Origin of the sequence: Pseudomonas sp. FSL W7-0098, from assembly GCF_005930585.1 — a bacterium.
GTDB classification, from domain to species: Bacteria; Pseudomonadota; Gammaproteobacteria; order Pseudomonadales; family Pseudomonadaceae; genus Aquipseudomonas; species Aquipseudomonas bubulae.
The window spans coordinates 46,154-71,986 of sequence record NZ_RXHW01000006.1; the positions used below are offsets into that span (position 1 = coordinate 46,154).

A 25,833-nucleotide genomic window follows, 5' to 3' on the forward strand; every position below is an offset into this window, starting at 1 on the left:
GTGCCAAGCTCGCAGCCAATCACGCCCAAGGGCGCTGCGCATGGCATAATCCGCGACTGCTCATTTACCGCATCTCCAAAGGGGGGGCAATTTCCGTGACCGATTCAAGCAAGACGTTGCACCTTTTCGGCATCAAAGCCTGCGACACCATGAAAAAGGCTCGCACCTGGCTCGATGAACATGCAGTGCACTACGATTTCCATGACTACAAAAGCAGCGGCATTGACCGTGAACACCTGACCCGCTGGTGCAATGAGCACGGCTGGGAAGTGGTGCTCAACCGCGCCGGTACAACCTTTCGCAAGCTCGACGACGAACGCAAAGCCGATCTCGACCAAGCCAAAGCCATTGAACTGATGCTCGCCCAACCCTCGATGATCAAGCGCCCGGTGCTCGATCTCGGTGACAAAACCCTGATTGGCTTCAAGCCAGATCTTTATGCGGCGGCCCTTCTGTAAGCGCCCGCCCATTTATTTTTGTAAGAGGTAATTGCATGTCTACTACCCTGTTCAGCGCAGCCTTCGGCGTCGGCACCCAAAACCGCCAAGGCGCATGGCTGGAAGTGTTCTACGCACAACCCCTGGTCAATCCATCGGCCGAGCTGATTGCAGCCATCGCACCGATTCTGGGCTACACCGGTGGCAATCAGGCAATCACCTTTACTACCGCCCAAGCCGCACAGATGGCTGAAGCCGCCAAACCGGTCGACGCCGCCCAGGCTGCCCTGCTGACCCGCCTGGCCGAAAGCCACAAGCCGCTGGTTGCCACCCTGCTGGCCGAAGACGCCACTCTGACCTCGACGCCAGAGGCCTACCTCAAGCTGCACCTGCTGTCCCATCGCCTGGTCAAGCCCCACGGCCTGAGCCTGGCGGGCGTGTTCCCGCTGCTGCCAAACGTGGCATGGACCAGCCAGGGCGCCATCGATCTGGGCGAACTGGCCGAGCGTCAACTCGAAGCGCGCCTGCGTGGCGATCTGCTGGAAGTGTTCTCGGTCGACAAGTTCCCGAAAATGACCGACTACGTGGTTCCGGCCGGTGTGCGCATCGCTGATGCGGCGCGTATTCGCCTGGGCGCCTACGTCGGCGAAGGCACCACCGTGATGCACGAAGGTTTCGTCAACTTCAACGCTGGTACCGAAGGCCCGGGCATGATCGAAGGCCGTGTATCGGCAGGCGTGTTTGTCGGCAAAGGTTCGGACCTGGGCGGCGGTTGCTCGACCATGGGCACGCTGTCGGGTGGTGGCAACATCGTGATCAAGGTCGGCGAAGGCTGCCTGATCGGCGCCAACGCCGGTATCGGCATCCCGCTGGGTGACCGCAACACCGTCGAGTCCGGCCTGTACGTGACCGCAGGTACCAAAGTGGCCCTGCTGGACGAAAACAACCAGTTGGTCAAAGTGGTCAAGGCCCGTGACCTAGCTGGCCAGCCTGACCTGTTGTTCCGCCGCAACTCGGAAACCGGCGCTGTGGAATGCAAAACCCACAAGTCGGCCATCGAGCTGAACGAAGCACTGCACGCTCACAACTAAGCGTCTGTCTGCAACTGACGGGGCCGGCTTCCGGCCTCGTCAACAGAGCCCGAACACCATGCTTTTGCCTTCTCCCTGGCGCGCTGACTTTCCCGCCATCGCCGCCTTGCAACGTCAGGACCAGACGTATCTGGACAGCGCTGCTACCACGCAAAAACCCCAAGCCCTGCTCGACGCACTGACGCATTACTACGCCAACGGCGCAGCCAATGTACACAGGGCCCAACATCTGCCGGGCGCCCACGCGACCCAGGCATTCGAAAACACCCGCCACAAAGTGACGCAATGGCTCAATGCCGGCGAGTGCGGGCAAATCGTGTTCACCCACGGCGCCACGTCAGCGCTGAACCTTCTGGCCTACGGCCTGGAGCACCAATTCAATACGGGCGATGAAATCGTTATCAGCGCCCTGGAACATCACGCCAATCTGCTGCCATGGCAGCAGCTCGCACAGCGTAAAAAGCTGAATCTGGTGATCTTGCCTCTGGATGCCGACGGCGTGATCGACCTCGTGGCCGCCGCACGCCTGATCACCCCGCGCACCCGCCTGTTGGCCGTGAGCCAGCTATCCAACGTCCTTGGTGTGTGGCAGCCCCTGCCCGAACTGTTGGCGCTGGCCAGGGCACAGAATGCACTAACCGTGGTTGACGGCGCCCAGGGTGTTGTCCACGGTCGCCAGGACGTTCAGGCGCTGGGTTGTGACTTCTATGTGTTTTCCGCCCACAAGCTCTATGGCCCCGACGGGCTGGGCGTGCTGTTTGGCCGTCATGAAGCCCTGGCCCGCTTGCAACACTGGCAGTTTGGTGGCGAGATGGTGCAGGACGCCGACTATCAGCACGCCACCTTTCGCCCGGCACCGCTGGGATTTGAGGCTGGTACCCCGCCGATTGCCAGCGTGATCGGACTGGGGGCAACCCTCAACTATCTGGCCAACCTCAACCAGGGCGCAGTCCAGGCCCACGAAACAGCACTGCACCGATTGCTCGTCGAGGGTTTGCAGCAGCGCCAGGGCATTCGTCTGCTGGGCGCCCCGCAACTGGCCCTGGTCAGTTTTGTAGTCGAGGGCGTCCACAACGCCGATCTGGCCCATCTGCTGACCGAACAGGGGATTGCCGTTCGCGCCGGGCATCATTGCGCCATGCCACTGCTTAAAAGCCTTGGTCTGGCTGGTGCCATCCGTGTTTCGCTGGCGCTGTACAATGACTCAGAAGATCTGGAGCGTTTTTTCCTCGCCCTCGATCAGGCGCTGGAGTTGCTGCAATGACCCTGCCCGCCGACGCCCAGGCGGCGCTCGACAGCTTTGAGCATTGCACCGGCTGGGAACAGCGTGCACGCCTGCTGATGCAATGGGGCCAGCGATTGCCGGAACTCAGCGAGGCCGACAAAACCGACGCCAACCGGGTGCATGGCTGTGAAAGCCAGATGTGGCTGGTGGGCAAACAGGTCGATGGCCAATGGCAGTTTGCGGCCAGCAGTGAAGCGCGACTGATTCGCGGGCTGGTGGCGTTGCTGCTGGTGCGGGTGAACGGCTTGACCACGCAAGAGCTGCTGCAGGTCGATTTGCCGGGATGGTTCGAACAATTGGGGCTTAGCCGGCAGTTGTCGCCATCGCGCAGCAATGGGCTCAATGCGGTGCTGGTGCGGATGCGGGAATTGGCAGCCTGACCATTGCCGCCCCCTGGGGGAGCGGGCTTGCTCGCGATGCGGGCGATTCGGTTCATCTGAAACACCGCGCCGGTGCTATCGCGAGCAAGGCCGCTCCCACAGGCCAGGTCCGAGGCGAGCCTTATTCCTGTGGTGCAGGCTTTACCTTCTCCGAGGGCCGGCGCACGCCCGCCACGATCTTGTCCACCGCCTTGGTCGCCGCCACCATGCCGAAGGTGGCCGTCACCATCATCACTGCGCCAAACCCGCCAGCACAGTCCAGCTTCACCCCGTCACCGACAAAACTCTTCTGCAGGCAAATGCTGCCGTCCGGCTTTGGGTAGCGCAGCTGCTCGGTGGAGAACACACACGGCACGCTGTAGTGACGGGTCATGGTGCGCGAAAATCCATAATCGCGGCGCAAGGTCGAGCGCACCTTGGAGGCCAGAGGGTCATTGAAGGTACGGTTCAAGTCACAGACCTGAATCAGCGTCGGGTCAATTTGCCCGCCCGCGCCACCGGTGGTGATGATCTGTATCTTGCGCCGCTTGCACCAGGCAATCAGCGCCGCCTTGGCATTCACACTGTCGATGCAGTCGATCACGCAATCAATATCGGGGGTGATGTAGTCGGCCATGGTTTCGCGCGTCACGAAATCGGCCACCTCATGAACCTTGCAGTCAGGATTGATCTGACGCAGGCGTTCGGCCATCACCTCAACCTTGTCCCGACCAATGGTCGTACTCAAGGCGTGTAACTGGCGGTTGCTGTTGCTGACGCACACGTCATCCAGATCAAACAGCGAAATTTCGCCGACGCCGCAGCGCGCAATCGCTTCCGCTGCCCACGACCCGACGCCGCCTACACCGACGATCGCCACATGCGCCGCCTTCAGTCGTTCAAGGCCTTCCAGCCCATATAACCGGGCTACACCGGCAAAACGTGGATCTTCTGTACTCATGACCAACACCCCAAAAACCGGCGCGCATTATAGGGTTCTTACATTGCATTGAGTATCTTTCCTACAAGCTATGCGACCAAGCCTGCTTTAATAGCCTGCTACGGAAGAAGATAAGAGCTACAACTAATAAAGAAAGAACTTAAGTCGGCTGTAAGTGCCAAACGCCCGACTCAATTCCGTCCGCTATACGATTGGTCAAAGCACAGTGTAGGATGCGCGCCGTTTGGCACCCGCCGACCGATCTTCGTTCCACTCCCTTTGGAACCCGAAATAGTTATGTCATCGCGTAAATTTGGACTCAATCTGGTGGTGGTCCTGGCCATCGCCGCGCTCTTCACAGGCTTCTGGGCGCTGATCAATCGCCCGGTCTCTGCGCCCAACTGGCCCGAGCAAATCTCCGGTTTTTCGTACTCGCCGTTCCAGCAAGGCCAGTACCCACAGAAAGACCAGTACCCGACCGACGACGAAATGCGTCGCGACCTGGAAATCATCAGCAAGCTGACCGACAACATCCGGACTTACTCGGTTGACGGCACCCTGGGCGACATTCCCAAGCTGGCCGAAGAATTCGGCCTGCGCGTGACCATCGGGATCTGGATCAGCCCTGATCTGGAGCGCAACGAGCGGGAAATCCAGAAAGCCATCGAGCTGGCCAACAACTCACGCAGCGTGGTGCGGGTTGTGGTGGGCAACGAAGCCCTGTTCCGCGAAGAAATCACGCCCGAAGACCTGATCGTGCTGCTGGATCGGGTGCGCGCCGCGGTCAAGGTGCCGGTCACCACGTCCGAGCAATGGCATATTTGGGAAAAGTACCCGCAACTGGCCAAGCACGTTGACCTGATCGCCGCGCACATCCTGCCCTACTGGGAATTTATCCCGGTGGACAAGGCCGGCGAATTCGTCCTGGACCGTGCCCGCGACCTGAAAAAAATGTTCCCGAAAAAACCGCTGCTGCTGTCGGAAGTTGGCTGGCCGAGCAATGGCCGCATGCGCGGTGGCGCTGACGCTACCCCGGCCGACCAGGCGATTTATCTGCGTACGTTGGTCAATACCCTCAACCGCCGGGGCTACAACTATTTTGTGATCGAAGCCTTCGACCAGCCGTGGAAGGCCAGCGACGAAGGTTCAGTGGGCGCGTACTGGGGCGTGTACAACGCTGCCCGCCAGCAAAAATTCAATTTTGAGGGGCCGGTGGTGGCGATTCCACAGTGGCGCGTACTGGCCATCGGCTCGGTGGTCATGGGCCTGCTGTCGCTGGCACTGCTGCTGATCGACGGTTCCGCCCTGCGCCAGCGTGGCCGCACCTTCCTGACCTTTACCGCTTTCCTCTGCGGCTCGGTGCTGGTGTGGATCGCCTATGACTACAGCCAGCAATACAGCACCTGGTTCAGCCTGACTGTGGGCTTTCTGCTTGGCTTAGGTGCGCTCGGGGTGTTTATCGTGCTGCTCACCGAGGCCCATGAACTGGCCGAAGCAGTATGGATTCGCAAGCGGCGAAGGGAGTTTTTACCGGTAGAAGCCGACGATGCCTACCGTCCGAAAGTCTCGATCCATGTGCCGTGCTACAACGAGCCGCCGGAGATGGTCAAACAGACCCTCGACGCCCTGGCCAACCTCGACTACCCCGATTTCGAAGTGTTGATCATCGACAACAACACCAAGGACCCGGCAGTCTGGGAGCCGGTGCGCGATTACTGCGCCACCCTCGGCCCGCGCTTCAAGTTCTTCCACGTCGCGCCCCTGGCCGGTTTCAAGGGCGGCGCGCTGAACTACCTGATCCCGCATACCGCGCCGGATGCCGAAGTGATTGCCGTGATCGACTCTGATTACTGCGTGGACCGCAACTGGCTCAAGCATATGGTGCCGCACTTTGCCGACCCGAAAATCGCCATCGTGCAATCGCCACAGGACTACCGCGACCAGAACGAAAGCACCTTCAAAAAGCTCTGCTACTCCGAATACAAGGGCTTTTTCCATATCGGCATGGTCACCCGTAACGACCGCGATGCGATCATTCAGCACGGCACCATGACCATGACCCGCCGTTCAGTGCTCGAAGAACTGGGCTGGGCAGACTGGTGCATCTGTGAAGACGCCGAGCTGGGCCTGCGGGTATTTGAAAAAGGGTATTCCGCCGCGTATTCCCACAACAGCTATGGCAAGGGCCTGATGCCCGATACCTTTATCGACTTCAAGAAACAGCGATTCCGCTGGGCCTACGGTGCGATTCAGATTATCAAGCGTCACACCTCCAGCCTGTTGCTGGGCAAAGACACGGAGCTGACCCGTGGCCAGCGCTATCACTTCCTCGCAGGCTGGTTGCCATGGGTGGCCGACGGCATGAATATTTTCTTCACTGTCGGTGCCCTGTTGTGGTCGGCGGCGATGATCATCGTGCCAACGCGGGTCGACCCGCCACTGTTGATTTTCGCCATTCCGCCACTGGCGCTATTTGTGTTCAAGGTGGGCAAGATCATTTTCCTGTACCGCCGTGCAGTGGGGGTCAACCTCAAGGACGCCTTCGCCGCGGCACTGGCCGGGCTGGCGTTGTCCCACACCATCGCCAAAGCCGTGCTGTACGGGTTCTTCACCACCAGCATCCCGTTCTTCCGGACGCCTAAAAACGCCGATAACCACGGCTTTTGGGTAGCGATCTCGGAAGCCCGCGAAGAGGTGTTCATCATGCTGCTGCTCTGGGGCGCGGCTGTGGGGATTTTCTTCGTACAAGGCCTGCCGAGCAACGACATGCGTTTCTGGGTGGTGATGCTGCTGGTGCAATCGTTGCCGTATCTGGCAGCGCTGATCATGGCCTTTATGTCTTCGTTGCCTAAACCGGTCGAAGAAGCACAAGAGCAACCCGCTGCATAAATCGACTGCAACCACTAAACGGCGGCCTCTGGCCGCCGTTTTGCTTTAAGATAACCGCCCTTTTGTGCCTTGTGTCCCGCTTCGGAGTCCCTACCATGACGGCCCACGCCGACCTTTCGCCGACCCTGCAACTCGCCTGCGATCTGATCCGTCGCCCTTCCGTGACGCCGATCGACGCTGACTGCCAGAAGCTGATGATGCAGCGCCTGGGCGATGCCGGCTTCATGCTTGAGCCGATGCGCATCGAAGACGTCGACAACTTCTGGGCCACCCACGGCAAACACGAAGGCCCGGTGCTGTGCTTCGCCGGCCACACTGACGTGGTACCGACCGGCCCGGTACAGGCCTGGCAGAACGACCCGTTCGACGCGCTGATCGATGAGCACGGCATGCTCTGCGGCCGTGGCGCGGCCGACATGAAAGGCAGCCTGGCAGCCATGCTGGTGGCCGCTGAACGCTTTGTCTGCGACTACCCGGACCACAAGGGCAAGGTCGCATTTTTGATCACCAGTGACGAAGAAGGCCCGGCCCATCACGGCACCAAGGCCGTGATCGAACGTTTCGCCGCACGTAACGAGCGTCTGGACTGGTGCATCGTCGGCGAGCCGTCGAGCACTTCCCTGGTGGGTGATGTGGTCAAGAACGGCCGTCGCGGTTCTCTGGGGGCCAAGCTCACCGTTCGCGGCGTTCAAGGCCATGTGGCCTACCCGCATCTGGCCAAGAACCCGATTCATCTGGCCGTGCCTGCGCTGACCGAGCTGGCCGCCGAGCATTGGGACAACGGCAATGCCTTTTTCCCGCCAACCAGCTTCCAGATTTCCAACCTCAACTCAGGCACAGGCGCGACCAACGTCATCCCGGGTGATCTGGTTGCAGTGTTCAACTTCCGCTTCTCCACCGAGTCCACCGTTGAGGGCCTGCAAAAGCGCGTCGCGGACATCCTGGACAAGCACGGCCTGGACTGGCACATCGACTGGGCGCTGTCCGGCCTGCCGTTCCTGACCGAGCCGGGGGCGCTGCTGGATGCCGTGTCGTCGAGCATCAAGCAGGTGACCGGTCGCGAAACCAAGGCTTCCACCAGCGGTGGCACATCCGACGGTCGCTTTATCGCGACCCTGGGCACCCAGGTGGTAGAGCTGGGGCCGGTCAACGCGACCATTCACCAGGTCAACGAACGGGTGCTGGCCAGCGATCTCGACGTGTTGACCGAAATCTACTATCAGACCCTGATCAAGTTGCTCGCCTGATGCTCGCCTGCCCGATCTGCTCCGAGCCGCTCAACGCGGCAGACAATGGTGTGGTGTGCCCTGCCGGCCATCGCTTTGACCGTGCCCGCCAGGGCTACCTGAACCTGCTGCCGGTGCAACACAAGAACAGCCGTGACCCAGGCGACAACCAGGCTATGGTTGAAGCCCGCCGCGACTTTCTAAACGCCGGGCATTACGCCCCTGTGGCCAAACGCCTGGCCGAACTGGCCGCCGAACGCGCGCCGCAGCGCTGGCTCGACATCGGCTGTGGCGAGGGTTACTACACCGCGCAAATCGCCGACGCGCTGCCCAACGCCGATGGCTACGCGCTGGATATCTCCCGCGAAGCGGTCAAGCGTGCCTGTAAACGCAGCCCGCAACTGACCTGGTTGATCGCCAGCATGGCCCGCGTGCCACTGGCTGACGCCAGCTGCCAGTTCCTGGCCAGTGTGTTCAGCCCGCTGGACTGGCTCGAAGCCAAGCGCCTGCTCACCCCCGGTGGCGGCCTGATGCGTGTAGGCCCGACCCGCGGTCACTTGATGGAATTGCGCGAACGCCTGTACGACGAAGTCCGGGATTACGCCGACGACAAGCATCTGGCCCTGGTGCCCGAAGGCATGTCGCTACAGCACAGTGAAACACTGGAGTTCACCCTCAGCCTGAGCGAACCCCAGGATCGCGCCAACCTGCTGGCCATGACCCCTCACGGCTGGCGTGCCAGTGCCGAGCGGCGCGCCGAGGTCATCGAGCACCCCGAGCCTTTAGTGGTGACCGTGTCGATGCGCTACGATTACTTCGTACTTCAATAACCCATTTTACGGCCAGGTGCACATGCCCTTGGCCCGACTAATCCGCGAATGGATTTTTCAGACACGCAGTGAGGACATCCATGCGCCAACCCGATATCGAGATTTACCTGAAAGAAGCCGTCACTTACAAAGACGTCGAAGCCTGGCTGGCAAACGTGCTGGGACCGTGCACGGAATGGAAAAAGAAAGGCGAAACCTGGAAGTGCATGGCCGGCAACGTGCCCGTAACCTGGATGCCAAAAGCTGTAGGCAAATGGAATAGCCTGTACCTGGACAGTGACCAGACGCCGTGGGAAGACGACATCGCCTGCGCCAAGGCTGCTTTTGAGGCATTGCACATCGAAGTGCGCTGCGCGCCGGGCAGCTGGGTTGAAGAACAGGGCGAGGCAGACGCCGACCGCTGGATCCGCATCAGCGAAGACGGCCAGGAAGAAATCACCTGGAAAACCGGTTCCTGATTCGGACCGGCCATAGATCCCTTGTGGGAGCTGGCTTGCCTGCGATGCGACCGACGCGGTGTCTATGTGCACATGCGCTGATGCAATCGCGAGCAAGCCCGCTCCCACAGGGAGGGCAAGCAGTGCCTTACAACCCCACTACATCCTCGGCCTGCAGGCCCTTGGCGCCCGAGACCTGGGTGTATTCGACCTGCTGACCTTCGGCCAGGCTGCGATGGCCTTCACCGCGAATGGCACGGTAATGCACAAACACATCAGCCCCGTCTTCGCACTGGATAAAGCCGTAGCCCTTTGCGTCGTTAAACCACTTCACATTGCCCGTTACACGTGCAGTCATGGAACATCCCCCCTTTTTATTATTGATCGGGCTCGTTAACTGGCCCTTTGAGAACTATCGTTTGAACCTGACTCTGCAAAACTCTGTCTGACGCAGTATCGCGAAAGACCACCGAGTATAGGTCAGGCAAAAAAACACTCAATCAATATTAGTTCAGCGCTTTTTTGCCGATTTTGCGCTGATACTGCAAACTACCCGACCGAGTAAACGCTCGTTTAATTCACTAACGCAGAAGCCGTATGACCCCCTCCCCATTCCGCCGCCTTGTATTTGGCGCCCTGCGTCGCTTGCTGTACCTGTGGGTGCGCTCGGAGACCATCAACCAGTCTTCGCTGACCCTGAACCTGGATCGCAGCCGACCGGTGTTCTATGTACTGCAATCGCCCTCGCTGACCGAGCTGGCCGTTGTCGACGCCGAGTGCTCCAAAGCCGGCCTGCCGCGCCCGGTGCTGCCAGTTGCCGTAGGCGAGATGATAGAGCCAGCTGCCTTCTTCTACCTGACCCCCGAGCCGGACTGGCTGGGGCGTCAGGACAAGCGTGGCGCACCGCCGGTATTGACCCGACTGGTTGACGGCTTGAGCCAGCACCCGGGGGAAGACGCGCAAATCATCCCGGTCAGCGTATTCTGGGGCCAGTCCCCCGACAGCGAGTCCAGCCCCTGGAAACTGCTGTTCGCCGACAGCTGGGCCGTGACCGGGCGTTTGCGGCGCATGCTGCGCATCCTGATTCTGGGCCGTAAAACCCGCGTGCAGTTCTCGGCCCCTATCCATATGCGAGAGCTGGTCGACCTCAACAAGGGCCACGAACGCACCGTGCGCATGGCCCAGCGCATTTTACGGGTGCACTTTCGCAACCTGAAAATCTCGACCATCGGCCCCGACCTGTCGCACCGGCGTACGCTGGTAAAGGGCCTGGTCAACGAGCCTTCCGTGCGCCAGGCGATCCTCGATGAAGCCGAGCGCGAGAATATTTCGCCCGACAAGGCCCGTGCCCTTGCGCTGCGCTACGCCAATGAAATCGCCTCGGACTACACCTACACCGCGATCCGTTTTTTTGAAGTACTGCTGAGCTGGTTCTGGAACAAGATTTACGATGGGGTCAAGGTCAACCAGATCGAGAGCGTGCAAAAGGTCGCCCAGGGCCATGAGATCATTTATGTGCCGTGCCACCGCAGCCATATCGACTACCTGCTGCTGTCCTATCTGCTGTTTCGCAACGGCCTGACCCCGCCGCACATTGCCGCCGGGATCAACCTGAACATGCCGGTGCTGGGCCCGCTGCTACGCCGTGGCGGGGCATTTTTCATGCGCCGCACCTTCAAGGGCAACCCGTTGTACACCTCGGTGTTCAACGAATACATGCACACCCTGTTCACCAAGGGTTTCCCGGTTGAGTACTTCGTCGAAGGTGGCCGCTCGCGCACCGGACGCATGCTGCAACCGAAAACCGGGATGCTGGCCATCACCGTGCGCAGTTTCCTGCGTTCATCACGCACGCCGATCGTGTTCGTACCCGTATACATCGGTTACGAACGCGTTCTTGAAGGCCGTACCTACCTGGGTGAGCTGCGCGGCGCCAGCAAGAAAAAAGAGTCGATTTTTGACATTTTCAAAGTGATCGGTGCGCTGAAAAAACAGAAGTTCGGTCAGGTCGCAGTCAACTTCGGCGAGCCGATCAAGCTGGCCGAGTTTCTTGAGCAGGAGCAGCCGGGCTGGCGTCAGCAGGAGCTTGCACCGTCCTACCGCCCTGAATGGCTGAGCCAGACCACCAACCGCCTGGGAGAAAAGGTTGCCCGGCATCTGAATGAAGCGGCGGCCATCAACCCGGTAAACCTGGTGGCACTGGCCTTGCTGTCCACTACCCGCCTGGCCCTGGATGAGCAAGCCATGGCCCGGGTACTGGACCTCTATCTGGCCCTGCTGCGCCGTGTGCCTTACTCGCCGTACACCACCTTGCCCGAAGGCGATGGCCCGGCGCTGATCAAGCATGTCAAAGACATGAATCTGCTGGCCGAGCAAAGCGATGCGCTGGGCAAGATCCTCTATCTGGATGAGCAGAACGCGGTACTGATGACTTATTACCGCAACAACGTGATGCATATCTTTGCCTTGCCATCATTGCTCGCCAGCTTCTTCCAGAGCACTTCGCGCATGAGCCGCGAACAGATCCTGCGCTACACCCATGCGCTGTATCCGTACCTGCAATCGGAACTGTTTATCCGCTGGTCCGAGCAAGAACTCGACGGAGTGGTCGATCAATGGCTTGAAGCCTTTGTCGAGCAAGGGTTGCTACGGTTCGAAAAAGACGTGTACCTGCGCCCTGCGCCAAGCTCGCGACACTTTGTATTGCTGACGCTGCTGTCCAAAAGCATTGCGCAAACCCTGCAGCGCTTTTACATGGCCATATCCCTGCTGCTCAACAGCGGCCAGAACACCCTGAGCGCCGAAGAACTGGAAGACCTGTGCACCATGATGGCCCAGCGCCTGTCGATTCTGCATGGGCTCAACGCCCCGGAATTCTTCGACAAGAGCCTGTTCCGGCACTTTATCCAGACCTTGCTTGAAGAGGACGTGTTGCGCCGCGATAGCAATGGCAAGCTGAGCTACCACGAACTGCTCGGTGAACTGGCTGAAGGGGCCGCCAAGCGCGTGTTGCCTGCGGAAATCCGCCTGTCTATTCGCCAGGTGGCATTGCACCGCAGTGAAGATGCCGCGGATATTTCCGAGAGCGTGGGATAATCCTGCAAAGTTGAGTTGAAACGTCTCAACCGGTTTCAGCCTTCCAATCCGCGACTAGCCTTGGATGTGTGCCGAAGATTTCGGCACACATCCAAAGCAAACCAACGATAAGGAAGTCTGGAAATGACCCAAGACAACAAAACCCCCTCCGAACACCCCTCTCCTGAAACCAGGGGTAATGCTGGCACGCCCTGGCATGTTCAGAATCCCGATGGCAGCGTCCACGGTGGCAACGGCATCCAACCCGCCAGCCACAACAACACCCCTGACGAATCCCAGGATGAACCTCTGACTGAATAACCCACTGAAACAGCAGCGGTTGTCAGGCACAGGTTTGCCGCTTCAAAGGCAAGTTCATTGCTAGAATCCCTTCCATTCTCCAGTGTGAAATGTCTTACACAGGAAAAGAAACGGAGTCTGCCCTATGAAAAAGTTACTTTTACTGAGCCTGACCGCCCTGCTGGGAGCCTGTAGTTCCATGACCTCGACCCCGCAAGCGTCCCTCGACGGTGAAGTGTTCTACCTGCAACGTATCGCCCTGCCACCTACCGCTACACTGGAAGTGAGCCTGCAGGATGTGTCTCTGGCCGACGCGCCAGCAGTAACACTGGCCAAACAGAGCGGCCCGGTAAAAGGCCAGGTGCCACTGCCTTTCCACCTGACCTATGACCCGGCGCAAATCAAACCCGGCCACACCTACGCAATCAGCGCGCGGATTGAAGAGAACGGCCAGTTGCTGTTTATCAACACCGAGCGCAACAGTGTCGACCTGACGGCCAAGACCCAGCAGCCGATCCGTGTGCGCGTGGATCAGATTCGCTAATCCGCAGGCTCGCCCTCACCCCAACCCTCTCCCGGAGGGAGAGGGAGCCGATTAGGGGATTTTCAAGAATCTCGGCAGTCTGAAAGCATTGAGTTGAATCCCGCATCAACGCGGTCGGTCCCCTCTCCCTCCGGGAGAGGGTTAGGGTGAGGGGCTTTGGCTCCTAGACCTTCTTCACCTTGAACCAAGCCGCATACAACGCAGGCAAGAACAGCAACGTCAGCACAGTCGCCACGATCAACCCGCCCATAATGGCCACCGCCATCGGCCCGAAGAACACGCTGCGTGACAGTGGAATCATCGCCAGTACCGCCGCCAGCGCGGTCAGCACAATCGGCCGGAACCGCCGCACCGTCGCTTCAATCACCGCCCGCCACGGGTCCAGCCCCGCCGCCTTGTCCTGCTCGATCTGATCCACCAGGATCACCGAGTTGCGCATGATCATCCCCGACAACGCAATGGTGCCCAGCATCGCCACAAAACCGAACGGTTTGCCAAACAACAACAGGAACAATGTCACCCCGATCAAACCCAAAGGCGCCGTCAGGAATACCATCACCATGCGCGAGAAACTGCGCAACTGCACCATCAGCAACGTCAGCACTACCACGATAAACAGAGGTACACCGGCCTTCACCGAGTCCTGGCCGCGGGTGGAGTCTTCCACCGTGCCACCCACTTCCAGCAGATAGCCATCTGGCAGCTCGGCACGCACACCTTCCAGGGTCGGCAGAATTTGCTGCACCAGGGTCGCCGGTTGCTCCTTGCCGTAAATATCCGCCCGCACCGTCACGGTCGGCAGACGATTGCGGTGCCAGATAATGCCTTCTTCAAAGCCGTACTCCAGGGTCGCAATCTGCGACAGGGCAACGCTCTGGCCATTATCGGTCGGTACCGCCAGGCTCGGCAGCAGCGCCAGTTCGGTACGTTCCTGGGCTGTGCCGCGCAGCAGAATTTCGATCAACTCGTTATCTTCGCGGTACTGGCTGACCGTCGAGCCCAGCAAGGTACTTTGCAAGAAGCGTGACAGGTTGGCCGTACTCACCCCCAGGGCACGCGCCCGGTCCTGATCGATATTGAGGTTGACCACCTTGCTCGGCTCTTCCCAGTCCAGGTGCACGTTAACCACATGGGGGTTGCCCCGCACCTGGGCTGCGACCTTGCGCGCCAGCGCCCGTACCTCTTCGATATGCTCGCCGGTCACCCGAAACTGCACCGGATAGCCCACAGGCGGGCCGTTTTCCAGACGCGTCACCCGCGAGCGTATCGTCGGGAACTGTTCATTGAGCGTGTCGATCAACCAGGTGCGCAGGCTTTCCCGGTCCTCGATGGTCTTGGCCAACACCACAAACTGGGCAAAGCTCGCCGCGGGCAGTTGCTGATCCAGTGGCAGGTAATAGCGGGGCGAACCGGTGCCTGCGTAAGCCACATAGTTCTCGATGCCCGGGTGATCCTTGAGCAGTGCCTCGAGCTGCTTGACCTGGTCGGTGGTGTTGCTCAACGAAGCACCCTCGGCCAGCTTCATATCGACCATCAGCTCCAGTCGGCTGGACGCCGGGAAGAACTGCTGCGGAACAAACTTGAACAGCACCACCGAGCCTATAAACACCAACGCGGTCAGGGCAATCACGGTTTTGCGCCGGGTCACACACCACTCCACCAACCGACGTACGCGCTGGTAAAATGGCGTTGCATAGGGGTCAGGCACGCCAGCCCCTGTGCCGTGTTTGGCCGCATGAATCTTCGCCAGGTCCGGTAACAACAGCGCGCCCAAATACGGCACAAACACCACCGCAGCCACCCACGACGCCAGCAGGGCAATGGTCACCACCTGGAAAATCGAGCGGGTGTATTCGCCGGTGCTCGACTGCGCCATGGCAATCGGCAAAAAGCCCGCAGCCGTTATCAGCGTACCGGTGAGCATCGGGAACGCGGTGCTGGTCCAGGCAAAGCTGGCGGCCTTGAGCCGGTCGTAGCCCTGCTCCATTTTGATCGCCATCATTTCCACGGCGATGATCGCGTCGTCGACCAGCAGGCCCAGCGCCAGCACCAACGCGCCCAGCGAGATCTTGTGCAGGCCGATGCCAAAGTAATGCATGGCGGCAAAAGTCATGGCCAGCACCAGCGGAATGGTCAGCGCCACCACCATGCCGGTACGCACACCCAGGGAGAAAAAACTCACCAGCAAAACGATGACCAGTGCTTCGACCAGCACCTGCACAAACTCACCAACGCTGGTTTTCACCGCCGCAGGCTGGTCTGACACTTTGCCCAGTTGCATCCCCGCCGGAAGGTTTTTCTGGATCCGCTCAAACTCGGTGTCCAGTGCCTTGCCCAGCACCAGAATATCGCCACCGTCCTTCATCGCCACGGCCAGGCCAATCGCGTCCTGGCCCATAAAGCGCATGCGCGGTGCCGGAGGATCATTAAAACCGCGACGCACATCCGCCACGTCGCTGATGCGCAAGGTGCGCTCGCCTACGCGAATGGGGAAGCGCTCGATCTCTTCGACCGTCTTGAAGTTACCGCTCACACGCAATTGCACGCGCTCGGTCGGGGTTTCGAAGAAGCCCGCCGTCGATACTGCGTTTTGCTCTTCAAGGGCTTTTTGCACGGCAGCCAGCGGCAAACCCAGGGTCGCGAGCTTGAGGTTGGACAGTTCGATCCAGATTTTTTCGTCCTGCAGGCCCAGCAACTCGACCTTGCCCACATCCTTGACCCGCTGTAGCTGGATCTGGATACGGTCAGCGTAGTCCTTGAGTACCGCGTAGTCGTAACCTTCGCCGCTCAGGCTGTAGATATTGCCAAAGGTCGTGCCAAATTCATCGTTGAAGAACGGCCCCTGAACATCCGGTGGCAAGGTGTAGCGGATATCACTGATCTTTTTGCGTACCTGATACCACAGCTCGGGGATCTGGTCGGAATGCATCGAATCGCGGGCCATAAAGGTCACTTGCGATTCACCCGGGCGCGAGAACGAGACAATGCGCTCGTACTCGCCGGTTTCCATCAGTTTCTTCTCGATTCGCTCGGTGACCTGACGCGAGACTTCTTCAGCCGTGGCGCCCGGCCAAAGGGTGCGGATCACCATCGCCTTGAAGGTAAACGGCGGGTCTTCGCTTTGCCCTAATTTGGTGTAAGAAAGACCGCCAACGATTGCCAGCAACAGCATCAGAAACAGGACGATCTGGCGATTACGCAATGCCCATGCGGACAGGTTGAAACCCATGGGGATCACTCCTTGGCCGCAATATTGATTGCCCGGTTGGAGCGATCAATCGGCCGCACCTCCTGGCCGGGATGCAACACATGCACACCGGCGGCAACAATCCAGTCATCGGCCGTAAGGCCTTCGAGCACCGGCACGCTGCTTTCGCCAAACGGCCCCACACGCACGGGCACCTGCTCCAGCTTGTTGCCCTGGCCCACCCGCCACACATAGGACGCACCATTTTCCGCAGTCAGGGCCGACAACGGCACCGACAGCGAGCTGACACCTTCACTCTGAATAAACACCCGGGCACTTTGTCCCAGTTCGGCAGGCACTTTGCCAGCGGTGAAAGCGATACGGGCAGCAAAGGTGCGCGATTTAGGATCAGCTGAAGGCGACAGTTCGCGGATGCGACCGCTGAAGCGCTGGCCTGGCTGCGACCACAACTCGACCGCTACCGGCATGCCTATCTTGAAACGGCCAAAATCCTGTTCCGGCAAGCTGATCAATACCTCACGCTCGCCGTCGGCAGCCAGGGTAAACACCGTTTGCCCGGCATTGACCACCTGCCCCACTTCGACCTGACGCTGGGCAATCACACCGTCTTGCGGCGCACGCAACACCGCATAACTCGCCTGATTGCTGGCCACGTCCTGCTCGGCCTTGAGCTGTTGCAGCCTGGCTTCGCCTGAGCGGTAGAGGTTTTCGGCGTTGTCGAACTGCGAACGGCTGACCATCTGCCGGTCCAGCAGGGTCTTGTAGCGGTCGCGCTCGGCACGCACCAGGTTCAGGTTGGCCTGCCCGGCGGCGACCTGGGCGCGAGTGGCGTCCAGTTGCAGGCGCACGTCCTGCGGGTCCAGCTCGGCCAGCGGCTGATTAGCCTTGACCCGCTCCCCCTCGTCCACCAGACGCTTGGTAACTTTGCCGCCAATGCGAAACGCCAACTGCGGGTCAAAGCGTGCCCGCACTTCGCCGGGGTAACTCTGGCTGGCCAGTGCCGAAGGCTGCGGTTGCACCACCATCGCCGGGCTGATGCTGATTTTTGCGGGCTCCTGCTGCCCACACCCAGACAATAAAAACAGCAGACACACAGGCACAGCGCGGGGCAAGGCATGGCGCAACATGGTGATGACCTTTCGCTAATGGGGCTTGGAATATTTATACTGGCAGCATGTTATTAATACTAAACTCACCAGTCCAGTAATAAACGGATATGTCTGACAATCCTTTACCCCCCAATGCCCTCGGGCGCCCCAAGGACCTGGCAAAACGCCAGTCGATCCTCGACGCCGCCAAAACCCTGTTTTTGACCAAGGGCTATGCCAACACCAGCATGGATGCGGTTGCGGGTCTGGCAGGCGTGTCAAAACTGACGGTCTACAGTCACTTCACCGACAAGGAGACCCTGTTTTCCTCGGCCATCATGTCCAAATGCACCGAACAGTTGCCGGTACTGTTCTTTGAATTGCCTGCAGGCAAGCCGATCAAGGATGTATTGCTGAACATTGCCCGTGGTTTTCAGGTGCTGATCAACAGTGAAGAGTCGCTGAACCTGCATCGCCTGATGGTTGCCCTGGGCAGCCAGGACCCTAAGCTCTCGCAGATCTTTCTGGAGGCCGGGCCGGAGCGCGTGGTGCACGAGATGGAGGGGCTACTGCGCAAGATGGATCAAAGCGGCGCGCTGCAGATCGACAACCCCCATTATGCGGCGGAGCACTTCTTCTGCATGCTCAAGGGCGCGCCGAACTTTCGCCTGCTGTTTGCTGGCGGTGAACCGCCGGGGCCTGAGGAAAGCGAGGCCCATGTGCAGGAAGTGGTGGGGATATTTATGCGGGCGTATCAGCCATTGTCGTGAGACCGCGGCGCCTTTTACCCTCACCCCAACCCTCTCCCGGAGGGAGAGGGGGCTGATCTGTGGTGTTACGCAGATTTGCTTTTACCTTTTAGGCCCCTCTCCCTCCGGGAGAGGGGCTTTTAAGGTTTCAACGCTTTTTTCGGATAAATATCGTAACGGCTCGACTTACCATCCAGCGCATGGCTCGGCTTGGGCCCGGCAATGCACGGTGCCTTGCGCGGGCGCTTGACCACCACCCGGTGGCTGGCCAACGCCAGCGCAGCTTCCAGCAACGCCGGGGCATCGTTGTCATCACCCACCAATGGCCGGAACAAGCGCATTTCCTTTTTCACCAGGGCGGTTTTTTCGCGATGGGGGAACATCGGGTCCAGGTAAATCACCTGCGGCGGTTCGCCTTGCCAATTGCGCATCACTTCGATCGAATTGCCCTTGAGCAAGTGCATACGCGACACGATCGGCGCCACCTCAAAGTCATCCAGACCACGGGCCAGCCCGTCTTCGAGCAAGGCACCGATCAGCGGCTGGCGCTCGATCAGGCTCATTTCACAGCCCAGGCTCGCCAGCACAAATGCATCCTTGCCCAGGCCCGCCGTGGCATCCAGCACCCGCGGGCGCACACCCTGCTGAATCCCCACGGCCTTGGCGATCATCTGCCCCGTGCCGCCGCCAAACAAACGTCGATGGGCCGCGCCACCTTCGACAAAGTCGACCCGCACCGGGCCCGGCGCATCTGCGCCCAACTGCTGCAGCTGCAAACCCTGGGCGCTCAATTGCAAGGCGAACTCGGCGTCCGGTTCGTCCAACGACAAACCCAGACGCTCGGCCCATTGCTCGGCCAGGGCCTGATAAGCCTCGTCCAGTGCCTCGACTTTGATACGACAGCCCGCTGTTTGCTCAATCATCTAAAAACACGCTCAAAAATTTAATGATCGGCAAAGACTGCCGATAAATGAAATATCCGGCATTTTGCCAGAGCTGAGCGCCAACCGAGAGTTATGTCAGACATTCAATCCGCATCTATCGGCTTTATTGCGCCCATTGGTGACTTTGGCCGACACAATTCCCAGATCACAGGAAGCGTCAACCACCTGTGGAAGGACTTCTACGCCCAGGCATTGGCCGAGCAGTCCGGTACTGAAGACTATGCGACGGTTGATACAGCGCCGACAGCCAAAAATGAAAATGCCGAGCCCCGTGGCGGCAGTGAGGTTTTGGGCACTATCGTGACCCAGCGCCACTGCGACGTTCAGGACACTGAACTGCGCCCGCCTGAAGCCCTGTTTTTGCCCATTGCCGAATTTGAACTGGACCTGCTGCCACCGCCCGCCGTGCCCTACCCGCCTGAGGTCATTGTCGAGCAACAACACCAGCAGGATTTCAACACTACGTGGGTGCGCCCAGTAGTCATGGCTCAGGGCCATCCGCTGCCTGAACCGGGCCCTGCGCCTGAACCTCGCGCGTTGCATCTGCCCATTGCCGAGTTTGAGTCTGACTTGCTGCCGCCGCCTGCCGAGCCCTTCGATGCCATGACCCTGATCGAGCAACAACGGGCCATGGATTTCGATCTGGGCTGGGCACGCCCGCTGGTGGTCAACAACTTGCGCCTGGCGGCTTAAAGCAGGCCTAGTTGTTCGCGACTCTGGGGGGGATGCAGCTCGGGCAATGCCGGCAACCCAGGTAACCTTTCACTCAGTTGAAGATGAAAACGCCGTGCCAGTTCCGGAGCACGGTGATTGTCCGGCGTGTGCAAAAAAACATAGGGCGTGCGCCCTTCCTCGATCCAGCCCGCGACTTTTTCAACCCAGGGCACCAGGTAAGGATCGTTGGCCTCAAGCTCCGGACCGCCAATAAAACGCACCTGCGGACATTGCGTGAAAGCCGCCGGACGTGGGGGCACCCTGGGCTTTTTCGATTGTGCGTGAAGCACGGCAGGGTCGCCCGAATCACAACTGAACAGTGCCCGCGAATCAAGGCAGATACGCTCAACCCCTCGATCCATCAGCAGACGATTGAGCAGGCGCTCGGCATCGCCCTTGGCGAAGAACTCCGGATGCCGCACCTCAACGGCCAACGGCCTCTGCAAGGCGTCCACAAAGCTCACCAGCTCCGCCAGGCGCTGTGGCCCGAAGCTTGCCGGGAGTTGTAGCCAAAATGGCGCTACACGCGCTCCCAAGGGCTGCAACAGCTGCAGGAAGTCTTCGGCTGCATGCAATTGCTCGCGCAAATCACCGCCGTGACTGATATCCCGAGGGAACTTGGCCGTCAGCCGAAAGTGTTCAGGCAGGCTTTGTGCCCATCGGACCACCGTGGTCGGTGCAGGCCTGGCGTAAAACGTGGTGTTGCCCTCGACCGCATTGAACACCTGCGCATACAGGCTCAGAAAATCCGCCGGGCGGGCGTTTTGCGGATACAGCCCTTCGCGCCAGGCGTTTTCACTCCAGGACGGACAACCGAGGTAGTAAGGAAGGTCAGTCATGTACTCAGATGTAAAGATCCAGGCCCAGCACTTCCTGTTCCCAGTCGACGAAGCCTGCGGTGGTCAGGTAGCTGGCAAGGGCACTGGCCGCGCTTTTGCTCATGGCGCGCTGGAAGATCATGTCTTGCGAGCGCACCGGCAACTGGCTGATGCGCTCGGCGCCGGAGGATGTGCGGGGGGTGTTTTCGGGCGCAGCCTCAGTGTCTTCAACCGACTCATCAACCACCGCCTGACCATTACGCGGCTTGCGCTTAATGGGGTATGACCGGGGAGAAAAGCTGTCAATGCGCATGGCTGCATGCTCTGTAACGATAGATACAATTTAGCGGCGCAGGGCAGACTAAGCAAATGGGCCGGCCATTTTGTAGCAGCAGCCTCGCTCCGCTCTGCAGCTGCTACAAAAGCGGATCAAACGCCACGTTCGGCTTTTGTAGCCGCTACCTTGTCGCGCAGGTACACAGGCTGGGCGTCATCGGCACGGATGGCTTCGCCGCGGGCCCAGGCAAAGCGGGCCAGGGTCAGCAGGTCTTCGGCGTGGGGCAACATGCCTGCGTCCATTGCATACGGCTTGACGTTCAAGCGCTCGGCATAGCCCCAGCCAGTGCCCGCGCCATACCAGTCGCCTGTAGCACCATCGGGCAAGGCCGCAGCCTCAGGCGCCAATACCGCTTCAGCGCCTTGCAGGCGCATCTCACCCGCTTCTTCGCGGTAGCAGCCCCAATACACCTCATCCATGCGCGCATCGATCGCCGACACCACCTGGGTTGCGCCGTGCTCACGGTGAGCACGCTGGGCCAGGACCGCCAGGTTGGAGATCGGCAACACCGGGCGCTCCAGTGCAAAGGCCAGGCCCTGAACCACGCCAATGGCAATACGCACACCGGTAAAGGCACCAGGCCCGCGACCGAAGGCAATGGCCTCAACCGCCGACAGCTCGACACCGGCCGCGGCCAGCAGCGCCTTGATCATCGGTAACAGCTTTTGCGCATGCAGGCGCGGGATCACCTCGTAGTGGCTAGTAACCTTGCCATCGTGCAACAAGGCAACTGAGCAAGCTTCAGTCGCGGTATCCAGGGCCAGCAAGGTGGTCATCGGTGTTCCCGTCAGAATCAGAATTGAAAAAAGTGCAGCAGTATAAACAACAACAGCCCGCAAGCGGGCTGTTGTCATGACGCAAAATCGACTTATCAGCTCAGTGCTTCAAGCACCTTGGCCGTGATCGATTCTACCGAGCCAACGCCTTCAACGTGGCTGTACTTGGGCTTGCCCTGAGCAGCGGCCAGCTTCTGGTAGAAGTCCACCAGCGGCTTGGTTTGCGAATGGTAAACAGACAGGCGGTGACGAACGGTTTCTTCGGTGTCGTCCTTGCGCTGTACCAGATCTTCGCCGGTCACATCGTCCTTGCCTTCAACCTTTGGCGGGTTGTAGACGGTGTGGTACACACGGCCCGAGGCTTCGTGTACACGACGGCCAGCAATACGCTGGACGATCTCTTCGTCTTCAACGGCGATTTCCAGCACGTGGTCCAGCTCGACACCGGCTTTAACCAGCGCTTCAGCTTGCGGAATGGTGCGCGGGAAACCGTCGAACAGGAAACCGTTTACGCAATCCGGCTGAGCAATGCGCTCTTTGACCAGATTGATGATCAGGTCGTCGGAAACCAGGCCGCCGCTGTCCATCACGCCTTTGGCGATCAGGCCCAGCTCGGTGCCGGCTTTTACGGCTGCACGCAACATGTCGCCGGTGGAGATTTGCGGGATGCCAAATTTTTCAGTGATGAACTTTGCCTGAGTACCTTTACCGGCCCCGGGAGCTCCCAGCAGAATTACGCGCATCGATGTGCTCCTCAAATTTTTTATTTAAATGACAACAAACTCGCCTCTTTGGGCCAGTCTCAAAATCGGGTTATGGCCATCAAAACGGCCAAGGGCTGATCAAGATACACAGCAGGCCCGGCCCACACAAGCCGCCCAAAGTAGGAAAAATTACAGCCAAACGGGCCTGTGCGGCCGGGTGTCACAGGTCGCAACCCCACAATAAAGTGTCGCGCCCGCGCAGCGATCGGCATCCAGTCTGCCGTGTCCCCGCCCGCTCTGGCGCGACATTTGCCGCTGTTTTGCCTTAGCCGGTGTTGCGCAAGCCGGCCGCGATCCCGGCCACAGTCACCAGCAACGCTTGTTCCAGAGGGCTGTCCTGCGCCGCTTGCTGGCGACGCGAGCGTGCCAGCAGCTCGGCCTGCAATAGATGAAGAGGATCAAGGTAAGTGTTGCGCAAACGGATGAACTCGAGCGTCTCCGGGCTATGTGCCATCAACTGCGCCTGCCCGGTCAAGCCCAGCACCACTGCGCACGCCTGCGACAATAAGTCGCGTAAGTGCGCACCCAATGGCAGCAGTTCCGGGCTCACCAGGCGCTCGTCGTAAAGCCGGGCGATATCGGCATCGGCCTTGGCCAGGACCATTTCCAGCATGTCGATACGGGTGCGAAAGAAGGGCCACTGCTCACGCATTTGTGCCAGTTGATCACCTTCACCGCGCTCCAGTGCACGACGCAATGCAGTTTCCCAACCCAGCCAGGCGGGCAACATCAGGCGGGTCTGGGTCCAGCCAAAAATCCAGGGGATGGCCCGCAGGCTTTCAATGCCCCCTGCCCGGCGCTTGGCCGGCCGACTGCCCAGAGGCAAGCGGCCCAGCTCCTGCTCCGGAGTGGACTGGCGAAAGTACTCGACGAACTGCGGATTATCCCGCACTACGCCACGGTAGGCAGCGACCCCGTCTGCCGCCAGCTCATCCATCAGTACCCGCCAGCCCGGCTCCGGCAGGGGCGGTGGCAGCAAAGTGGCCTCCAGCACGGCGGCCAGGTACAGGTTGAGATTTTGCTCGGCAATGTCCGGCAGGCCGAATTTGAAGCGAATCATTTCGCCCTGTTCAGTGGTGCGGAAACGCCCCGCCACCGAGCCCGGCGGCTGCGACAGGATGGCCGCGTGAGCCGGGCCACCGCCGCGCCCCACGGTACCGCCGCGACCATGAAACAACAGCAGCTCGACGCCTTGCTCACGGCAGATATTGACCAGGGCTTCCTGCGCCCGGTACTGCGCCCAGGCGGCCGCGGTGGTGCCCGCATCCTTGGCCGAATCGGAATAGCCGATCATCACTTCCTGCGGGCCCTGCAGGTGCGCGCGATAACCCGGCAACAGCAGCAGGCGCTCGATCACCGGCCCCGCATTGTCGAGGTCGGCGAGGGTTTCGAACAGCGGTACAACCCGCATCGGCCGCTCCAGCCCAGCCTCCTTGAGCAACAGTTGCACCGCCAGTACATCCGAGGCAGCACCGGCCATCGAGATCACGTAGGAGCCCAGCGAGGCGCCCGGTGCGGCAGCGACTTCGCGGCAGGTCGCCAGCACTTCGGCGGTGTCGGCCCCCGGCTTGAAATAACCGGGCAACAGCGGCCGACGGTTGTTCAATTCGCGCATCAGAAAGCTAAGACGCGCATCTTCGTCCCAGTCCTCATAGCGGCCCAGGCCCAGGTAATCGGTGATTTCAGTCATGGCCGAGGCATGGCGTGCAGCATCCTGGCGCACATCGAGGCGCACCAGGAACAGGCCGAAGGTTACAGCCCGACGCAGGAAATCGAGCAGCGGGCCATCGGCAATTACGCCCATGCCACAGGCATGCAGGGACTGATAACACAGCTGCAACGGCGCCAGCAGTTCGCGATTGTCCTGCAGCACTTCAGGCGGCGCGGCCTGGGTGCTGTGCAAGGCTGTATGCGCCCAATTGCGGGTGGCCCGCAGGCGTTCACGCAATTGTTTGAGTACGGCGCGATACGGCTCGGCGCTGTCGCCTGCGGCGGCCAGCAGTTGCGCCGAGGCCTGTTGCATCGACAGATCGGCCGCCAGTTTGTCGATATCGCGCAGGTACAGGTCCGCCGCCATCCAGCGCGCCAGCAGCAGTACTTCACGGGTAACGCTGGCCGTGACATTGGGATTGCCATCACGGTCGCCGCCCATCCAGGAAGCAAAGCGGACCGGTGCGGCCTCAAGCGGCAAATGCAGGCCGGTCGCGGCATGCAGGGCCTTGTCAGCCTTACGCAGCATATGCGGCACGGCGTGCCATAACGAATGCTCGATCACCGCAAAACCCCACTTGGCCTCATCCACAGGGGTAGGTCGGGTGCGACGGATTTCTTCGGTGTGCCAGGCCTCGGCGATCAACCGCTGCAAGCGCTGATGAATCTCGGATTTTTCCGCGAGGGTCAGGTCACGATGGTCCTGGGCCGCCAGTTGCTCGGCTATGGCATCGTACTTCTGGATCAGGGTGCGGCGAGTCACTTCAGTGGGGTGTGCGGTGAGTACCAGTTCAATTTCAAGACGGCTGACCTGGCGCGCCAGCGACTCGGGGTCATGGCCTTCGGCGAGCAGGCGCGCAAGCAGTTGCGGCAACACCAGCGCCTCAAACGGCTGGGGCTGGCCTTCTTCACGGCGGTGGATCAGTTCGTACTGCTCGGCAATATTGGCCAGGTTCAAAAACTGGTTGAAGGCTCGCGCAACGGGCAGCACTTCGTCATCGCCCAGGGCGTCCAGAATGGCGCTTAACTCCTCGCCGGTGGTGCCGCGCCGGTCGGCTTTGGCCCCCTGGCGAATGCGCTCGATCTTGGCGAGAAAAGCTTCGCCGTATTGGTCACGAATCGTATTACCCAACAGCTCACCCAGCAGGTGAACATCATCGCGCAAGCGTGCATCAATATCGGTCATCAGCAGTTTCTCCAGCAGGATCCGGGGACAGCTCGTGCCCCAAGAGTGCGTTGCAAAGGCAGTTGGAGGCAAGCCATGGGAAGCACAGATTTAAAAAAATGCGCTGACCAATCGGTCAGAAAATCT

At 60.1% G+C, this 25,833-nt stretch carries 23 protein-coding genes; 13 read left to right on the forward strand and 10 right to left on the reverse strand.

Going from position 1 to position 25,833, the window contains the following annotated elements; genetic code table 11:
* The first annotated feature begins 95 nt into the window (after positions 1-95).
* From FHL07_RS12690 to FHL07_RS12705, 4 genes are read left to right on the forward strand one after another with little or no spacing between them, the layout of a single operon-like run.
* A complete protein-coding gene (locus tag FHL07_RS12690; RefSeq protein ID WP_095001396.1) occupies positions 96-458 on the forward strand; it encodes an ArsC family reductase in 363 nt (120 codons plus the stop codon).
* A gap of 35 nt (positions 459-493) precedes the next feature.
* Positions 494-1,528 carry a 2,3,4,5-tetrahydropyridine-2,6-dicarboxylate N-succinyltransferase gene (gene dapD, locus FHL07_RS12695; RefSeq protein ID WP_095001303.1) on the forward strand — a complete coding sequence of 345 codons (1,035 nt, stop codon included), beginning with the start codon at positions 494-496 and terminating at the stop codon, positions 1,526-1,528.
* 58 nt (positions 1,529-1,586) lie between these two features.
* Entirely contained in the window at positions 1,587-2,792 is a 1,206-nt protein-coding gene (locus FHL07_RS12700; RefSeq protein WP_095031491.1) for an aminotransferase class V-fold PLP-dependent enzyme, read from the forward strand.
* Entirely contained in the window at positions 2,789-3,193 is a 405-nt protein-coding gene (locus tag FHL07_RS12705) for a SufE family protein (protein WP_095001301.1), read from the forward strand. Before FHL07_RS12700 ends, FHL07_RS12705 begins: the two co-directional genes overlap by 4 nt.
* 121 nt (positions 3,194-3,314) lie before the next feature.
* On the opposite strand, the gene tcdA is transcribed toward FHL07_RS12705, so the two are convergent.
* Positions 3,315-4,133, reverse strand: a complete 819-nt coding sequence (gene tcdA / locus FHL07_RS12710; RefSeq protein ID WP_095001300.1) for a tRNA cyclic N6-threonylcarbamoyladenosine(37) synthase TcdA — start codon at positions 4,131-4,133, stop codon at positions 3,315-3,317.
* Between the two features lie 276 nt (positions 4,134-4,409).
* Here tcdA and FHL07_RS12715 point away from each other — a divergent pair, with 276 nt between their 5' ends.
* The 4 genes from FHL07_RS12715 to FHL07_RS12730 all read left to right on the forward strand — a co-directional run bounded on the left by FHL07_RS12715 (position 4,410) and on the right by FHL07_RS12730 (position 9,515).
* Positions 4,410-7,001, forward strand: a complete 2,592-nt coding sequence (locus FHL07_RS12715; protein ID WP_095001299.1) for a glycosyltransferase — start codon at positions 4,410-4,412, stop codon at positions 6,999-7,001.
* A gap of 95 nt (positions 7,002-7,096) precedes the next feature.
* Positions 7,097-8,248 carry a succinyl-diaminopimelate desuccinylase gene (dapE, locus tag FHL07_RS12720; protein WP_095001298.1) on the forward strand — a complete coding sequence of 384 codons (1,152 nt, stop codon included), beginning with the start codon at positions 7,097-7,099 and terminating at the stop codon, positions 8,246-8,248.
* A complete protein-coding gene (locus tag FHL07_RS12725) occupies positions 8,248-9,057 on the forward strand; it encodes a putative RNA methyltransferase (RefSeq protein ID WP_095018175.1) in 810 nt (269 codons plus the stop codon). Before dapE ends, FHL07_RS12725 begins: the two co-directional genes overlap by 1 nt.
* A gap of 80 nt (positions 9,058-9,137) precedes the next feature.
* The gene (locus FHL07_RS12730; RefSeq protein WP_095001296.1) at positions 9,138-9,515 is read left to right on the forward strand and encodes a hypothetical protein; all 378 of its coding nucleotides are present in this window, start codon (positions 9,138-9,140) and stop codon (positions 9,513-9,515) included.
* 127 nt (positions 9,516-9,642) lie between these two features.
* Here the strand turns inward: FHL07_RS12730 and FHL07_RS12735 are convergent, their stop codons facing one another.
* A complete protein-coding gene (locus FHL07_RS12735; protein WP_095001295.1) occupies positions 9,643-9,852 on the reverse strand; it encodes a cold shock domain-containing protein in 210 nt (69 codons plus the stop codon).
* A gap of 239 nt (positions 9,853-10,091) precedes the next feature.
* On the opposite strand from FHL07_RS12735, the gene plsB reads away from it, so the two are divergent.
* From plsB to FHL07_RS12745, 3 genes are all read left to right on the forward strand, one after another.
* The gene (gene plsB / locus FHL07_RS12740; protein WP_095018176.1) at positions 10,092-12,590 is read left to right on the forward strand and encodes a glycerol-3-phosphate 1-O-acyltransferase PlsB; all 2,499 of its coding nucleotides are present in this window, start codon (positions 10,092-10,094) and stop codon (positions 12,588-12,590) included.
* 123 nt (positions 12,591-12,713) lie between these two features.
* A complete protein-coding gene (locus FHL07_RS23670; protein ID WP_178084390.1) occupies positions 12,714-12,890 on the forward strand; it encodes a hypothetical protein in 177 nt (58 codons plus the stop codon).
* A gap of 124 nt (positions 12,891-13,014) precedes the next feature.
* On the forward strand, positions 13,015-13,413 hold the full coding sequence (locus tag FHL07_RS12745) for a YbaY family lipoprotein (RefSeq protein ID WP_095001293.1): 399 nt from the start codon (positions 13,015-13,017) through the stop codon (positions 13,411-13,413).
* Positions 13,414-13,576: 163 nt separating this feature from the next.
* Here the strand turns inward: FHL07_RS12745 and FHL07_RS12750 are convergent, their stop codons facing one another.
* On the reverse strand, positions 13,577-16,642 hold the full coding sequence (locus FHL07_RS12750) for an efflux RND transporter permease subunit (RefSeq protein WP_095001292.1): 3,066 nt from the start codon (positions 16,640-16,642) through the stop codon (positions 13,577-13,579).
* A gap of 5 nt (positions 16,643-16,647) precedes the next feature.
* On the reverse strand, positions 16,648-17,748 hold the full coding sequence (locus FHL07_RS12755) for an efflux RND transporter periplasmic adaptor subunit (RefSeq protein ID WP_095001291.1): 1,101 nt from the start codon (positions 17,746-17,748) through the stop codon (positions 16,648-16,650).
* Between the two features lie 89 nt (positions 17,749-17,837).
* On the opposite strand from FHL07_RS12755, the gene FHL07_RS12760 reads away from it, so the two are divergent.
* A complete protein-coding gene (locus tag FHL07_RS12760) occupies positions 17,838-18,479 on the forward strand; it encodes a TetR/AcrR family transcriptional regulator (protein ID WP_095001290.1) in 642 nt (213 codons plus the stop codon).
* Positions 18,480-18,598: 119 nt separating this feature from the next.
* Here FHL07_RS12760 and FHL07_RS12765 read toward each other — a convergent pair whose 3' ends face one another.
* Positions 18,599-19,381: a class I SAM-dependent methyltransferase gene (locus FHL07_RS12765; protein WP_095001289.1), complete on the reverse strand. Its 783-nt coding sequence runs from the start codon at positions 19,379-19,381 to the stop codon at positions 18,599-18,601.
* A gap of 93 nt (positions 19,382-19,474) precedes the next feature.
* Between FHL07_RS12765 and FHL07_RS12770 the strand changes: the two genes are divergently transcribed.
* Positions 19,475-20,095 (forward strand): energy transducer TonB, encoded by a 621-nt coding sequence (locus FHL07_RS12770; protein WP_095020562.1) that lies wholly within the window; start codon positions 19,475-19,477, stop codon positions 20,093-20,095.
* Here the strand turns inward: FHL07_RS12770 and FHL07_RS12775 are convergent.
* From FHL07_RS12775 to ppc, 5 genes are all read right to left on the reverse strand, one after another.
* Positions 20,092-20,955 carry a DUF72 domain-containing protein gene (locus FHL07_RS12775; RefSeq protein ID WP_138738568.1) on the reverse strand — a complete coding sequence of 288 codons (864 nt, stop codon included), beginning with the start codon at positions 20,953-20,955 and terminating at the stop codon, positions 20,092-20,094. The genes FHL07_RS12770 and FHL07_RS12775 overlap by 4 nt on opposite strands.
* Before the next feature lie 4 nt (positions 20,956-20,959).
* On the reverse strand, positions 20,960-21,247 hold the full coding sequence (locus FHL07_RS12780) for a hypothetical protein (protein ID WP_095018181.1): 288 nt from the start codon (positions 21,245-21,247) through the stop codon (positions 20,960-20,962).
* A gap of 116 nt (positions 21,248-21,363) precedes the next feature.
* Positions 21,364-22,047: a tRNA (adenosine(37)-N6)-threonylcarbamoyltransferase complex dimerization subunit type 1 TsaB gene (gene tsaB, locus FHL07_RS12785; protein ID WP_095018182.1), complete on the reverse strand. Its 684-nt coding sequence runs from the start codon at positions 22,045-22,047 to the stop codon at positions 21,364-21,366.
* Between the two features lie 95 nt (positions 22,048-22,142).
* Complete coding sequence (gene adk / locus FHL07_RS12790; protein WP_095001284.1) at positions 22,143-22,790, reverse strand: adenylate kinase; 648 nt, start codon at positions 22,788-22,790, stop codon at positions 22,143-22,145.
* Between the two features lie 286 nt (positions 22,791-23,076).
* Positions 23,077-25,707 (reverse strand): phosphoenolpyruvate carboxylase, encoded by a 2,631-nt coding sequence (gene ppc, locus FHL07_RS12795; RefSeq protein WP_095001283.1) that lies wholly within the window; start codon positions 25,705-25,707, stop codon positions 23,077-23,079.
* Positions 25,708-25,833: the final 126 nt, after the last annotated feature.